Annotated in this window: 14 protein-coding genes; 3 read left to right on the top strand and 11 right to left on the bottom strand. The window is 58.7% G+C overall.

Annotation, left to right across the window (positions count from 1 at the left end; translation table 11 throughout):
• Positions 1 to 9: 9 nt before the first annotated feature.
• The 6 genes from ACW5XC_RS06230 to ACW5XC_RS06205 form a co-directional block, all read right to left on the bottom strand.
• Complete coding sequence (locus tag ACW5XC_RS06230; protein WP_005359993.1) at positions 10 to 402, bottom strand: MAPEG family protein; 393 nt, start codon at positions 400 to 402, stop codon at positions 10 to 12.
• A 34-nt stretch (positions 403 to 436) separates the two neighbouring features.
• Positions 437 to 1,411, bottom strand: coding sequence for a ferrochelatase (gene hemH / locus ACW5XC_RS06225; protein ID WP_042055704.1), 975 nt, complete (start codon positions 1,409 to 1,411; stop codon positions 437 to 439).
• A 98-nt stretch (positions 1,412 to 1,509) separates the two neighbouring features.
• Positions 1,510 to 2,154: an adenylate kinase gene (gene adk, locus ACW5XC_RS06220; protein ID WP_005337083.1), complete on the bottom strand. Its 645-nt coding sequence runs from the start codon at positions 2,152 to 2,154 to the stop codon at positions 1,510 to 1,512.
• 304 nt (positions 2,155 to 2,458) lie between these two features.
• A complete protein-coding gene (gene miaE, locus ACW5XC_RS06215) occupies positions 2,459 to 3,217 on the bottom strand; it encodes a tRNA isopentenyl-2-thiomethyl-A-37 hydroxylase MiaE (protein WP_042055702.1) in 759 nt (252 codons plus the stop codon).
• A gap of 204 nt (positions 3,218 to 3,421) precedes the next feature.
• The gene (purF, locus tag ACW5XC_RS06210) at positions 3,422 to 4,942 is read right to left on the bottom strand and encodes an amidophosphoribosyltransferase (protein ID WP_005351229.1); all 1,521 of its coding nucleotides are present in this window, start codon (positions 4,940 to 4,942) and stop codon (positions 3,422 to 3,424) included.
• A 21-nt stretch (positions 4,943 to 4,963) separates the two neighbouring features.
• Complete coding sequence (locus ACW5XC_RS06205) at positions 4,964 to 5,452, bottom strand: CvpA family protein (RefSeq protein WP_005337086.1); 489 nt, start codon at positions 5,450 to 5,452, stop codon at positions 4,964 to 4,966.
• Between the two features lie 8 nt (positions 5,453 to 5,460).
• Between ACW5XC_RS06205 and ACW5XC_RS06200 the strand changes: the two genes are divergently transcribed.
• Positions 5,461 to 5,637, top strand: coding sequence for a hypothetical protein (locus ACW5XC_RS06200; protein WP_155396129.1), 177 nt, complete (start codon positions 5,461 to 5,463; stop codon positions 5,635 to 5,637).
• Between the two features lie 2 nt (positions 5,638 to 5,639).
• Here ACW5XC_RS06200 and serS read toward each other — a convergent pair whose 3' ends face one another.
• From serS to lrp, 5 genes are all read right to left on the bottom strand, one after another.
• Positions 5,640 to 6,935 carry a serine--tRNA ligase gene (gene serS / locus ACW5XC_RS06195; RefSeq protein WP_005337087.1) on the bottom strand — a complete coding sequence of 432 codons (1,296 nt, stop codon included), beginning with the start codon at positions 6,933 to 6,935 and terminating at the stop codon, positions 5,640 to 5,642.
• Positions 6,936 to 7,241: 306 nt separating this feature from the next.
• On the bottom strand, positions 7,242 to 8,579 hold the full coding sequence (locus ACW5XC_RS06190; protein WP_143182515.1) for a replication-associated recombination protein A: 1,338 nt from the start codon (positions 8,577 to 8,579) through the stop codon (positions 7,242 to 7,244).
• 76 nt (positions 8,580 to 8,655) lie between these two features.
• Entirely contained in the window at positions 8,656 to 9,264 is a 609-nt protein-coding gene (lolA, locus tag ACW5XC_RS06185; RefSeq protein WP_041236057.1) for an outer membrane lipoprotein chaperone LolA, read from the bottom strand.
• Between the two features lie 80 nt (positions 9,265 to 9,344).
• Complete coding sequence (locus ACW5XC_RS06180; protein ID WP_042055699.1) at positions 9,345 to 11,861, bottom strand: DNA translocase FtsK; 2,517 nt, start codon at positions 11,859 to 11,861, stop codon at positions 9,345 to 9,347.
• A 202-nt stretch (positions 11,862 to 12,063) separates the two neighbouring features.
• Positions 12,064 to 12,555, bottom strand: coding sequence for a leucine-responsive transcriptional regulator Lrp (gene lrp, locus ACW5XC_RS06175; protein WP_005300047.1), 492 nt, complete (start codon positions 12,553 to 12,555; stop codon positions 12,064 to 12,066).
• 150 nt (positions 12,556 to 12,705) lie between these two features.
• Between lrp and ald the strand changes: the two genes are divergently transcribed.
• A complete protein-coding gene (gene ald / locus ACW5XC_RS06170; protein WP_005337098.1) occupies positions 12,706 to 13,821 on the top strand; it encodes an alanine dehydrogenase in 1,116 nt (371 codons plus the stop codon).
• A 185-nt stretch (positions 13,822 to 14,006) separates the two neighbouring features.
• Positions 14,007 to 14,957 carry a thioredoxin-disulfide reductase gene (trxB, locus tag ACW5XC_RS06165; RefSeq protein WP_019445530.1) on the top strand — a complete coding sequence of 317 codons (951 nt, stop codon included), beginning with the start codon at positions 14,007 to 14,009 and terminating at the stop codon, positions 14,955 to 14,957.
• Positions 14,958 to 14,998 lie beyond the last annotated feature (41 nt).

The following is a 14,998-nucleotide window of genomic DNA, read 5'->3' as shown; positions in this document are numbered from 1 at the left end:
CGCCGGTTTTCAGGCGGCCGCCATGCCCTGCAACAGAGCCAGCACCGAGAAGAGGCCGAGGGCGAGCCAGAACAGCAAGGTGCCCAGAAAACGGGGCACATTGGGGGCTTTGGGGATCTGGATGCCGATGGCATGCAGGATGCGGCCGACCAACAGCATGGCGCCACCGGCATGCAGCCAGAGCGCACCGGCACCGGAGAGCTCGCACAGCGCCATCAGCAGCAGGGTCAGCGGCACATACTCGGCAAAATTACCGTGGGCCCGGATCGCCGCCAGCAGCTCGGGGGCCTCCCCCTGCCCTATCATCACCCCGAACTGGGCGCGGCGTTTGACCACCCAAAAGGAGAGCCCCAGAAACAGCAGTCCAAGCAGGCCTGCGTAGATCAGCGTGATATGTACCATGACTCGACTCCTTGTTTGACTGACTGCCGGTCACTCATGCCAATTCGCGGCAGATGAGCGAGACCATCATCCTGATGTGGGCCTGATCGCTGTTGAGGGCCGGAATATATCCAAACCGCTCGCCACCGGCCTCCATGAAGATCTCCCGATTCTGTACCTGAATTTCCTCAAGGGTTTCGAGGCAGTCGGCGGCAAAGGCAGGGCAAATCACATCGAGTCGCTTGACCCCGGCGGCCGGCAGGCCAGCAATGGTCACGTCTGTGTAGGGCTTGAGCCACTCCTCCTTGCCAAAGCGGGACTGGAAGCTGGCCGTCCACTGCCCGGCCTCCAGCCCGAGCGCCTCGGCCAGCAAGCTGGCGGTATGGCGACACTGGTGACCATAGGGGTCCCCTTCGTTCTCGTAGCGCTCGGGAATACCGTGGAACGACATCAGCAGGTGATCACCCTGACCGTGCTGCTCCCAGTGACGGCGCACGCTCATGGCCAGCGCCTGAATGTATTCGGGATGGGCGTGATAATCACGAATAAGCCGCACCACCGGCAGATTGCGTTCTCTCTTCATTGCCTTGCCCCAGGCATCGAAGACCGAGGCAGTGGTACTGACCGAATATTGCGGATAGAGCGGCAACAGGATCACCCGGTTGACCCCTTTGGCCTTGAGCGCCTGCCAGCCATCATTCACTGACGGGGAACCATAGGTCATCGCCAGCTCCACCGGCACCTCGACCCCCTCCCGCTTGAGCTCCTGCTCCAGCGCGGCGCGCTGCTGCTTGCTTATCACCATCAGCGGCGAGCCCTGCTCGGTCCACACCTGCTGATAGAGCTTGGCCACTTTGGGCGAGCGCGTCGGCAAGATGATGAAGTGGAGCAGCGGGCACCAGAGGTAGCGGGGCAGGTCCACCACACGGGGATCGTGCAGGAACTGGCTGAGGAACGCTTTGACGGCAGCGGTGGTCGGTGCGGCTGGGGTACCCAGATTGACCAGCAATATTCCGGTTTTCGTGGTCACGTTGGCTTCCTGTCTATCTGTCATTATGCAAAAAGGGCCCGACAGGGCCCTTCTCTTTATTTATCTGATGGCACGGGAAACAGTGCCGACAGCAAAGATCAGCCCAGAATGGTGGCAAGCTGCTTGCTGACCAGATCAACCGGCTGGGTGCCGTCGATCTTGACGTAACGGGTGTGGCCCGCTTCCGCCTCTTTGCCGTAGAAACCGATCAGCGGCGCGGTCTGCTGATGATATACATCCAGACGCTTGCGCACTGTGGTCTCTTCGTCGTCGGCGCGGATCACCAGATCTTCACCGGTCACGTCATCCTTGCCTTCCACTTTCGGCGGGTTGAACACAACGTGGTAGGTACGGCCGGAGCCGGAGTGAACGCGACGGCCGCTCATGCGCTTGACGATCTCTTCGTCCGGCACATCGAACTCCAGTACGAAATCAACCACGACACCGGCGTCCTTCATGGCTTGCGCTTGGGGAATGGTGCGCGGGAAACCGTCCAACAGGAAGCCTTTGGCGCAGTCCGGCTGAGCGATGCGCTCTTTGACCAGACCGATGATGATGTCGTCAGAGACCAGCTGACCTGCGTCCATCACAGCTTTGGCTTTCAGACCGAGCTCGGTGCCCGCTTTGATCGCCGCACGCAGCATGTCGCCGGTGGAGATCTGGGGAATACCGTGTTTTTCCATGATGAACTGAGCCTGGGTACCTTTGCCGGCGCCCGGAGCCCCCAACAGAACAATGCGCATACACGCTCCTATTGATTGGTTATTCAAATCTTGCGAAGGCAAAAAAGTACACGGTTTCGCCCGTTTCTACAAGGGTGAGCCACTTGAATGAGCACTTTATCACCACAATAACCGGCTGATCGAACAGGATTTCATCGCAATGGGAAGACGCAAAAATAGCCAGGGATTCAGCATAGAGCGCCAAAAGCAGGAAGGAGGTACGACAGAAAAAAAGATCCCGGCTCAGGGCCGGGAATTGCGCTCAAAAGTAACTACTTGTCGCTCGTAGTAGGAACAGGGCAATAGTAGTTTGCCCCCCTGTGCGTCAACAACTGTCAGATGTGACAGGCAGGCCGCTATGAAACCTGAACTGCGGATCCAGCGAGCAGATTAGCTCGGCTTCCAGCTTGCCAAAGAAGGCCACCCGCTCGCTGATATCCTCCCCTGCGTACTGTTCGGCCAAGCTCAGGTAATCCTGATAGTGGCGCGCCTCGGAGCGCAGCAAAGAGACGTAGAAGCGGCTCAGCTCTTCGTCCAGATGGGGCGCCAATTTGGCAAAACGCTCGCAGGAGCGGGCCTCGATATAGGCGCCGATGATCATCTTGTCGACTATGGTGGCCGGTTCATGGGTGCGCACATGCTGCATCAACTGGCGGGCATAGCGGGAGGCCGTCACCGGCCCGTATTCGATGCCGCGGGCCTGCATGATCTCCAGCACCTGCTCGAAGTGGTGCAGCTCCTCCTGAATGAGCCGCACCATGGGAAACAGCAGTGGATTGCGCTCCAGCTCGGCAAAGACGGTGCGATCAGACTCCCCCATGCTGCGTTTGCCCAGGATCTCGGCCTTCTCCGGGATGGCATCCAGCTCGCGATAAAACTCCAGCTTGGGCAGCAGATGGCGCTTGCCCTTGGGCAGGCAGTAGCGGCGCACCAGACTGTGGGCAGTGAGTGCGGCCTTGGTCTCGCAGTTGGCGTGATCGATGAGCAGGGTCGGTAAACGGGCCGGATCCCGCGCCATCTCCACCCACTCATCCGGGGTCTCGCACTGCAAAAACTGGCGCACTGGGGCTAGCAGATCATCCATCTGAACTCTCGTCTCTTAAAAGCGTATCGATCATATATGTTGCCGCCTATGCTAGCGGATCCTGCTGGCCATGCCCATATCCGGCAAGATAAGCGGATATTTTTCAAACAGATATCTCCTCCCCCTTCTGCCGTGTTAGGTAGAAACGACAATGGGGGCCACTGGCCCCCATCTCGCTATCCCATCCGGCAAAACCGCAAACGTTTAACTGCCTTCGTTAAAAATTTCCAGATTGCTGGTGCCTTCCTGCCATTCACGCACCGCTTTGGTGTCATCGTTGCGCAGGGCATTGAGGTGATCCAGATAGGACTGGTCCACGTCGGAGGTGACGTAGTGACCATTGAAGACCGAGGTCTCGAAGTGACGCAGATCCGGGTTGATCTCTCGCACGGCGGCTTCCAGATCTTCCAGATCCTGGAAAATCAGACCGTCAGCGCCAATCAGCTTGCACACCTCTTCCACTTCACGGCCGTGGGCGATCAGCTCGTTGGCGGTGGGCATATCGATGCCATAGACGTTGGGGAAGCGAATTTCCGGCGCCGCCGAGGCGAAGTAGACCTTGGCTGCCCCCGCTTCACGGGCCATCTGGATGATCTGCTCGGACGTGGTACCACGCACTATGCTGTCATCCACCAGCAACACCTTCTTGCCCTTGAATTCGGAGCTGATGGCGTTGAGCTTGCGGCGCACCGACTTCTTGCGCTGGGTCTGGCCCGGCATGATGAAGGTACGGCCGATGTAGCGGTTCTTCACGAAGCCCTGACGGTATGGCAGGTCCAGGGTGTGGGCGATCTCCAGCGCCACGTCACAGGAGGTCTCGGGGATGGGGATAACCACATCGACGTCGAGATCTTCCCACTCGCGGGCAATCTTCTGACCCAGCTTGCGACCCATGTTGAGGCGGGCGGCGTAGACCGAGACCTTGTCGATGCACGAATCGGGACGGGCGAAATAGACATATTCGAAGATACAGGAGCTCATCTGCGGGTTCTCCGCACACTGCTCGGAGAAGAGCTGGCCCTGCTCGGTGATGTAGATAGCTTCACCCGGCGCAATATCCCGCACCGTCTCGAAACCGATGGCGTCGAGTGCCACGCTCTCGGAGGCGAGCATGTACTCCACCTGGCCCTGCTCGTCCTGACGACGACCGAGGATCAGTGGGCGAATGCCGTTGGGATCACGAAAACCGATGAGACCATGGCCGATCACCAGCGAGACCACCGCATAAGCACCGCGGATCTGCTGATGGGTTCTGCGCACCGCGGCGAAGATATCTTCGGGACGCAGGGCCATCTTGTCACAGCGATCCAGCTCGTGGGCCAGCACGTTCAGCAACACTTCCGAGTCGGAGGTGGTGTTGATGTGGCGGCGGGCGACCTTGAACTGCTGCTCCTTGAGCTCCTTGGCGTTGGTGAGGTTACCGTTATGGGCCAGCACCATGCCGTAGGGAGAGTTCACATAAAAAGGTTGGGCTTCAGCGGCACTTGAGCTGCCTGCGGTGGGGTATCTGACATGACCTATGCCGATGTTCCCTTGCAGACGCTGCATGTGGCGCACTTCAAACACGTCCTTCACCAGGCCATTGGCCTTGCGTTGCCGGAAGTTTCCACTATCAATGGTCACGATCCCGGCGGCATCCTGTCCCCTGTGCTGCAACACCGTCAAGGCGTCGTAGAGGGCCTGATTGACGGGGGTGGTGCCAACTATACCGACAATACCACACATGTCTTTGCTACCTCGAAGTCACTATACCTGTTTAAGAAAACTGGATGAGTTCAACATGAACCCGAAAAACCACTGGATCACCGGCTTGAACTCCGGCACCAGCTTGGACGCCACCCACCAGTCGCTCTGGGAGAGGCTGGTGAAGGTATCCATGAAAAAAAGCAGGGCACTGACGATCAGCACCCCGCGAATTGCACCGAAGCAGACCCCCAGCACCCGATCGGTACCGGAGAGACCCGTCTTGTCCACCAACAGGCCCACCACATAGTTGACCACGCTGCCGAGGATCAGGGTTGCCACAAACAGCGCCGCGATGGCCAGACCGTTGCGAACCAGCGCGTCGGAGAAGGAGGTGAAATAGACGGCGAGATCGGGATAGAAATGGCTGGCAATAAAGAAGGCGACGAACCAGGTGACAAGAGACATGGCCTCCTTGACGAAGCCGCGCACCAGGCTGATGAGAGCAGAGAAACCGACGATGCCGATGATGGCGTAATCAATCCAGACCATAGAAAAAGATGTCCTGCGAAATTGCGGCGCAGTCTAACAAAAACGATTGCGCATTGCTTGATAAAAATGTGTTAACTGTTCAAAGCGACGCCGAAAAGCCGCATTTTTTCAGCACTAAAACGGTTGATCGGCGCCAGAATGCACAACGCCATGGCAATGCCATGGCGTTGTGGTCTGCGGTGTGAGCTTACCCGATGTGGGTCAGGCCACCCATGTAGGATTGCAGCGCAGCCGGGATGGCGATGCGGCCATCTTCCTGCTGGTAGTTCTCCATCACGGCAACCAGGGTACGACCCACCGCCAGACCGGAACCGTTCAGGGTGTGCAGCAGCTGCGGCTTGCCGTCGATGCGCACGCGAGCCTGCATGCGGCGCGCCTGGAAGTCGGTACAATTGGAGACAGAGGAGATCTCGCGATAGGTGTTCTGGGCCGGCAGCCACACTTCCAGATCGTAGGTCTTGGAAGCGCAGAAGCCCATGTCACCGGTAGAGAGCGCCATCACGCGATACGGCAGCTCCAGCAGTTGCAGCACCTTCTCGGCGTGACCCACCATCTCTTCCAGTGCATCCCAGGATTTCTCCGGGTGAACCAGCTGAACCATTTCGACCTTGTCGAACTGGTGCATACGGATGAGGCCACGGGTATCACGACCGTAGGAACCCGCTTCAGAGCGGAAGCAGGGGCTGTGGGCGGTCATCTTGATCGGCAGTTCTTGCGCGTCAAAGATCTCGTCACGGGCCATATTGGTGAGCGGCACTTCGGAGGTCGGGATCAGGGAGAACTTGCGAACCTTGCCCTCTTCTTCCCCTTCACCTTCGATACCGGTATTGAACAGGTCCTGGGCAAATTTCGGCAACTGACCGGTGCCATAGAGGCTGTCCGGGTTCACCAGATAGGGGACATAGCACTCGGTGTAACCGTGTTGCTGGGTGTGCAGATCCAGCATGAACTGAGCCAGGGCACGGTGCAGACGGGCAATCTGACCCTTCATCACTACGAAACGGGTACCGGATAGTTTGACGCCGTTCTTGAAGTCAACGCCCTTGGCCGCTTCGCCCAGATCGATGTGATCGCGTACCGGGAAGCTGAACTCGCGCGGGGTACCCCAGCGACGCACTTCCACGTTGTCGTTCTCGTCACGGCCCACCGGAGTGGTCTCGCTCGGCAGGTTGGGGATGGCGTCGGCAATGGCTTTCAGCTGGGCCAGCAGGGCATCCAGCTCGACCTTGCTGGTTTCCAGCTCGTCGTTGATCTTGGTCACTTCGGCCTTGAGCGGGGCAACATCTTCACCACGACGGGCAGCTTCACCGATGGATTTGGAGCGGGCGTTGCGCTCGGCCTGCAGCTCCTGGGTACGGGACTGCAGATCCTTGCGTTTCTCTTCCAGAGCGTTGACAGCCGCTACGTCCAGAACGTAGCCACGTGTCGCCAGACGAGCGGCAGCCTCTTCGATATCGCTGCGCAGATATTTGGGATCCAGCATGGTTTACCTACTTTTTTAAAATGGGATCTGGGCCTGAGTCGTCATGACGGGCTGGGAAACAGATCCGGAAGTTAACATCGGTTGGCGCACCCCAATCGTCTTCAGAATCGGGCCTCAACAATCAGGCCTTCGAGATCAAGAAGATGGCGCAAGGCCAAGACAAGCGGGGTCAGACGGGCAGTGTAGCAGACCGCCCCCCCGCCCGAACAGGGACTATTTGTGTCGTTTTTACCGACTTTGGCACGCAAACCGTCCTGCATATTCAAACGTCTGACCAATTTTCAGCCATGCGAGGTAACAAAGGGGCTATTTGCCCCGTTGCTGCGGACTTTGCCTGTCCAGTTCACGGAGGTAATCGAGCTTCTGGCCAATCTGCTTTTCAAGGCCGCGATCGGTGGGCTGGTAGTACTGCTTGCCGGCAAGCTCGGGCGGGAAATACTGCTCGCCCGCAGCATAGGCGCCCGGCTCGTCATGGGCATAGCGATACTCGGCGCCATAGCCCAGATCGCTCATCAGCTTGGTCGGCGCATTGCGCAGGTGCACCGGCACCTCGAAGTCAGGGAGGTTTTTGGCATCATTAAGCGCCGCCTTCCAGGCGGTGTAGACCGCATTGCTTTTCGGGGCACAGGCGAGATAGACGATCGCCTGGGCGATGGCCCGCTCCCCTTCCGCCGGCCCGATCCGATGGAAGCAATCCCAGGCTGACAGGGCGACCTGCATGGCACGGGGATCGGCATTGCCCACATCTTCCGAGGCAATCGCCAGCAAGCGGCGGGCAATATAGAGAGGATCGCAACCGGCACTCACCATGCGGGCATACCAGTAGAGCGCCGCATCCGGCGCCGAGCCGCGAATGGATTTGTGCACCGCCGAGATGAGGTCGTAGAAGTGATCGCCCCCCTTGTCGAAGCGGGCCACGTGCTCCCCCACCACGGCAGCGAGCAGGGCACTGTCGATCACCCGCCCCCCTGTGCTGTCGGTTTCGGCCATGTCGGCCAACAGCTCCAGATAGTTGAGGGATTTTCGCCCGTCCCCATCCACCGCCTTGGCCAACGCCTCTTTGACGCCGGGGGCGAAGGTGAGTGCCGGATCATTGAGACCACGGGGATCAGTCATCGCCTGATCGAGCATGGCGAGAATATCGCTCTCCTCCAGTCGCTTGAGCAGATAGACCCGGGCTCGTGAGAGCAGTGCGTTGTTGAGTTCGAACGAGGGATTTTCGGTGGTGGCACCGATAAAGGTGATGGTGCCATCTTCGATGTGAGGCAGGAACACATCCTGCTGGCTCTTGTTGAAGCGGTGCACCTCATCCACAAACAGGATGGTACGCACCCCGCGCCAGCTGTTCTCCTTCGCCTTGTCGATAGCGGCGCGGATCTCCTTGATACCGGAGGTGACCGCAGAGAGCCGCTCCACTTCCGCCTGACAGTAGTGAGCCATCAGCTCCGCCAGCGTAGTCTTGCCGGTACCGGGCGGCCCCCACAGGATCATCGAGTGGCAGTGACCCGCCAGAATGGCTTTGCGCAGGGGCTTGTCAGACCCCAGGATATGTTGCTGACCGATATACTGGTCGAGGTTTTGCGGCCGCATCCGGGCCGCCAGCGGACGAAAGTCCGACGAGAAATCCAGCGACAAGTTACTCATCTGTATTGACCACCCAGCGTCACGCCACACACCTTTGACTGGCGCAGTGGCGAGCAATCCAACGACCGCTTGCTCATTAGCGCTGGTCGTCCAGCTCGACCCCCTTCGGGATCTTGAAAACAAATTCGTTGCCCTTGAGCACCGGCTTGCGGTTGAAGCTGCTCAAGGTGAATTCACTCCACTGCCCTTGCGCCTCTTTCACATCGAAACGACTGATGTTGTCTTGTCTGTCGAAGGTGACACGGAAGGAGGCGATCAGCTCATCCTTGTTACGGCTGGTGACGGTGTAGACATCCCCCTCCTGAGTCACGTCATAGTTCTTCCAGAACTTGTCGTCATTGCCAGCGATCAGAATAAAGGGGGTGTTGAGCACCGCATCTTTCAGCTTGAGGGCAGTGACCTGCTCGACGAAGGGATCATAGACCCAGACATCCTGACCATCTGCCACGATCAGGCTCTCGTCCGGCGAGGTAGTGTGCCAGTTGAAACGGTTTGGCCGCTGCACCAGCAGGTCGCCGCTGGCCTTTTGCAGCTCCTTGCCCTTGCTGTCATAGACGGTCTGGGCAAATTTGGCGGAGAAGAGGCTCACCCCCGCCAGCTTCTGTTTGAGATCGCTGGCCGCATCGGCCCACACCTGGCTACTGGCCATCAGCAGCACGGTACCCATCAACAGTTGTTTTTTCATCACGCTCTTCATAAAGACGCTCTCGATAAAAGGCCACGCCCGCGGAGGGCATGGCCAGGGATAGTATGAAACGGTGAGGCTTAGTCCCGCACCGGAGGCGGTGCCAGCACGTCGCGCTGACCATTGCCACCCGGTGAGCTGACGATGCCCTGATTCTCCATCTGCTCGATGAGACGGGCTGCCCGGTTGTAACCAATCTTGAACTTGCGCTGGACGCTGGAGGTCGAGCCACGGCGGGACTCCACCACAAAAGCGACCGCCTCGTCGAACAGGGGATCGAGCTCTTCATCGCCACCACCGCCATATTCGCCGCTGCCACCTTCGCCACCCGACTCACCGGAGAGGATCTCCTCGATGTAGTTCGGCTCGCCGCGCAGTTTCCAGTCTGCCACTACCTTGTGCACTTCATGGTCATCGACAAAGGCACCGTGCACCCGGGTCGGGTTGGAGGTACCGGCCGGCATATAGAGCATGTCGCCCATACCGAGCAAAGATTCGGCGCCGCCCTGATCGATGATGGTACGGGAGTCGATCTTGCTCGATACCTGGAACGAAATACGGGTCGGGATGTTGGCCTTGATAAGACCGGTAATGACATCCACCGACGGACGCTGGGTCGCCAGAATAAGGTGAATACCGGCGGCCCGCGCCTTCTGGGCGATACGGGCGATCAGCTCTTCCACCTTCTTGCCGACTATCATCATCATGTCGGCAAATTCGTCCACCACCACCACGATGTGGGGCAGTTTCTCCAGCTCTGGCGGCATCTGATCCATGGAGTCACCCGGACGCCACAACGGATCCAGCAGGGGTTCCCCCTCCTCGATGGCGGCCAGTACCTTGTCGTTGTAGCCCTTGAGGTTGCGCACCCCGACTGCCGACATCAGCTTGTAACGGCGCTCCATCTCCCCCACACACCAGCGCAGAGCGTTGGCGGCATCCTTCATGTCGGTCACCACCTCGGTCAGCAGATGCGGGATCCCTTCGTAGACCGAGAGTTCCAGCATCTTGGGATCGATCATGATGAAGCGCAGATCATCGGGGGATGACTTGTAGAGCATCGAGATGATCATGGTGTTGACCCCCACCGACTTACCGGAACCTGTGGTACCGGCCACCAGCAGGTGCGGCATCTTGGCCAGGTTCACCACCACCGGCTCCCCTGCGATGTCCTGACCCAGGCCCATGGTGAGCGGGTTGCGGCTATCGCGGAAGGCATCGCAGTCGAGTGTTTCGCGCAGGTAAACGGTCTGACGCACCCGGTTGGGCAGCTCGATCCCCACATAGGTTTTACCCGGAATCACTTCCACCACCCTCACGCTGCTGGCAGACAAGGAGCGGGCCAGATCGCGCGAGAGGTTGGTGATCTTGCTCGCCTTCATGCCCGGCGCCAGATCCAGCTCGAAACGGGTAATAACCGGACCCGGATAGACACCCACCACCTTGGCCTGCACGTTGTAGTCGGCAAGCTTGGCCTCCACCAGACGGCCCATGCGATCCAGCTCATCCTTGCTCATCATCTGGGTCTTGGCAGGTGGACGGTCGAGCAGCTCGATACTCGGCAACGGTGGCATTGTTGACTGCGGACGACGCTTGGGCTTGGTTGGTGCGACGGCTACGGGCGCGGCGACCTCGTCGTCCCCTTCGGCCCACGGCAGATCCAGATCGTCCTCATCATCGTCATCGGCCACAGCCAGTACCGGCTGACGGCGCCCATTGGCAGCCGCCACCGCACGTTTCGGTTTGGCAGCCGGAGTCGGCTCGTCCTCTTCATCATCAAACTGGGGATCGAACTCGAAGGTATCGTCGTCGAGTTCCGGCAGCCACTCTTCGGCAGCAGCCTTCTGGTTCTTGGCCTTGGGCTTGCGCGTCCAGCTGGTGTGCGGCTCATCTTCCTCGTCATCAAACGCGATGGCCCCTACCCCCCCTTCCAGCAAGGGATCCGGCCCCTCGTTGCGGGGTTGACGCCAGCCACCGGTCAGCCAGCGGCCGAGGGTGGTCGGGAAGTGGTAAACAGCGCTGACCGAGCCGGTACAGGCCGCGCCGATCTGCTCGACGATGGTGAGCCAGGACCAGCCGGTAAACAGGGTGATGCCGGTTGCCACGAAGCAGAGCAGCATCAGGTTGGCCCCGACGCCGCCAAACAGCGGTACCACTGCAGAAGCGATCACATCCCCCACCAGACCACCGGCGGAGAAGTTTTGCATATCGTTGAAGTTCATGCTGGCAATGGCCGACATGCCGAGCACAGTCAGGATAAAGCCGATGATCCGCACCCCCAGGGTGAGGTAATCCACATCGAGCAGACGGCTCGGGCGCCAGAACAGACTCCAGCCCAGCAGTACCACCAGCGGCGGCACCAGATAGGAGAAAGCACCAAAGGTAAACATGGTGATGTCGGCGAGCCAGGCACCGGCACTACCGGCGAGGTTCTTCACCTCCCCTTGCCAGGAGGTCTGGGACCAGCCGGGATCAGCGGGATGATAGGACAACAGGGCAAGCAGAAGATAAGCAGCCATCAGGGTGATGGCGATCAAGACGGCTTCGAAGATCCGTTGTGTACCTGATAAAGGAGTAAACAGCTTTTTATCGGCCAAACTCCGGCTCCTTTCTGAAAACATGTAATGCAGGAAATAAGGGGGCCTAGTATCCCCGAAAAGCCCATCGATTGTCAGCCAGAGCCTGATGAGACGGGGCCATATTTGCAATTATCTTTACAAGAAGAAACGAGCGGACCGGCCGCTCGTTTCTGACTGTCATGGTGTCTCATATGGGAAAGATACCACGGCATAACCTGCTTTATCGGGTGCTGATCACCAGACGACTGCTCTGCTTGACCTCTTCCATCACCACGTAGGTGCGGGTGTCATTGACACCGGGCAGACGCAGCAGGGTTTCCCCCAACAGACGGCGGTAAGCCGACATGTCGCTGACTCGGGTCTTGAGCAGATAGTCGAAGTCACCGGAAACCAGATGACACTCCTGGATCTCTTCGAGCACCTGAACAGCCTTGTTGAACTGTTCAAACACATCAGGCGCCCCGCGATTGAGGGTTATCTCTACAAACACCAGCAGAGATGCGTCCAGATAATGAGGGTTCAGAATAGCGGCATATCCTTCGATATAACCTTGTCGCTCGAGGCGACGAACCCGTTCCAGACACGGTGTAGGACTCAGGCCAACTCGCTTGGACAACTCAACATTCGAAATCCTGCCATCCTTTTGCAGTTCATTAAGAATGTTGCGGTCAATCCTGTCCAAATCCTTTAGCCGACTCTTAGCTTCCATCATTTTATTCCATCCTTTGGCTATTTTTTGGTAAGAATCACCAGTCATTTTATAATTATGGTCACAAATCCTGTCAATACCTGAATATACTAGGCGCAAATGTTGATTAACATTTTGGCAACATGAAACACCAATCTATAGACGAGGGATAGCATGATTATCGGTGTACCTAAAGAGATAAAAAACCATGAATACCGCGTAGGCATGGTTCCGGCCAGTGTACGTGAACTGACAGCACGAAACCATACTGTTTTCGTCCAAAGCGGTGCCGGAAACGGCATTGGCTTCAGCGATGCAGATTATATCGCTGTTGGAGCCGAAATTTTGGCCTCTGCAGCAGAGGTTTTCGCCAAAGCCGAGATGATCGTCAAGGTCAAGGAACCTCAGCCTGTCGAATGTGCCATGCTGCGTCCGGGTCAAACCCTGTTCACCTATCTGCATCTGGCGCCAGACTTGCCCCAGACCGAAGCCTTGCTGAAAAGCGGCGCCATCTGTATCGCCTATGAAACCGTCACCGACGGCCGTGGCGGCCTGCCCCTGCTGGCCCCCATGTCGGAAGTGGCCGGACGCATGTCTATTCAGGCGGGTGCCCAGGCGCTGGAAAAATCGCGCGGTGGGAGCGGTGTGCTGCTCGGCGGCGTACCCGGTGTCGAACCGGCCAAGGTGGTGATCATCGGTGGCGGCGTGGTCGGCTCCAATGCAGCCCGCATGGCCATTGGCCTGCGCGCGGATGTCACCATCCTCGATAACAACGTCGATACCCTGCGCCGTCTCGATAACGAGTTCCAGGGAGCGGCCAAAGTGGTCTACTCCAACAGCGAGACGCTAGAACGCCATCTGCTGGCGGCCGATCTGGTCATCGGCGGCGTGCTGGTGCCGGGTGCCACTGCGCCAAAACTTGTCCGCCGTGACCACATTGCGCGCATGAAGCCGGGTTCTGCCATCGTCGATGTGGCCATCGATCAGGGCGGCTGTGTGGAAACCTCCCACGCCACCACCCACCAGGATCCGACCTATATTGTCGATGAGGTGGTGCACTACTGTGTCGCCAACATGCCGGGGGCGGTGGCCCGCACCTCGACCGTGGCGCTCAACAATGCCACCCTCCCCTTTATTATCAAGCTGGCCCAGCAAGGGTATCGTCAGGCACTGCTGAGCGATCCCAACCTGCTGCACGGGCTCAACGTGATGGAGGGCAAACTCACCTGCAAGGAAGTGGCCGTGGCACATGGCCTTGCCTACACGGATCCCCTGACCCTGCTGAACTGATCTGCGCTGGCCAGCGCCAGTTGGAGATGAGTGAAAATCCGCCCGCGATGGGCGGTTTTTTTATTCCTTTATTTTGCATGTCACCCCTTGTGAACACGATTAGTGCAATCGACTCACCAGCCTTTGACCCCGGATCACGAATTACCTACAATCGCGCAAACTCATCACATCCCGGAAATGACATCATGAGCCAAGTCACTCACAGCAAATTGCTGATCTTAGGGTCAGGCCCGGCCGGTTACACCGCGGCCGTCTACGCCGCCCGCGCCAACCTCAATCCCCTGCTCATCACCGGCATGCAGCAAGGGGGTCAGCTGACCACCACCACCGAAGTGGAGAACTGGCCAGGTGATCCGGAAGGGCTGACCGGCCCGGCCCTGATGGAGCGCATGAAAGAGCATGCAGAGAAGTTCGATACCCGCATCCTGTTTGATCACATCAACAGTGTCGAACTGACTCAACGCCCGTTCCGCCTCAAAGGGGACAACGGCGAATACACCTGCGATGCCCTGATCATCGCGACCGGCGCTTCCGCCAAGTATCTGGGTCTGCCCTCCGAAGAGGCCTTCAAGGGTCGCGGCGTCTCCGCCTGTGCCACCTGTGACGGTTTCTTCTACCGCAATCAGGAAGTGGCGGTGATCGGCGGCGGCAACACCGCAGTTGAAGAAGCCTTGTATCTGGCCAACATCGCCAAGAAGGTGCACCTGATCCACCGCCGCGACGAGTTCCGTGCCGAGAAGATCCTGATCAAGCGTCTGCACGACAAGGTCGCGAGCGGTAACATCGTGCTGCACACCCACCAGACCCTGGACGAAGTGCTGGGTGACCAGATGGGAGTCACCGGTGTGCGCCTGCGCAACACTCAGGACAACAGCACCAGCGAGCTGCCGCTGATGGGCGTCTTCATCGCCATCGGCCACCAGCCCAATACCCAGATCTTTGATGGCCAGCTGGAGATGCAAAACGGCTATCTGAAGGTACGTGGCGGCCTCGACGGTTTTGCCACCCAGACCAGCATTGAAGGAGTCTTCGCTGCCGGCGATGTGGCCGACCACAACTACCGTCAGGCGATCACCTCTGCCGGTACCGGCTGCATGGCAGCCCTCGATGCCGAACGCTACCTCGACGCGCAATAAACAAGCGTAGTTGTGATATAAGGCATACCAGTCGGTATGCC

This window comes from Aeromonas sp. 25-AL00135 (assembly GCF_054052385.1).
This window is presented reverse-complemented; position numbering and strand designations above follow the sequence as displayed.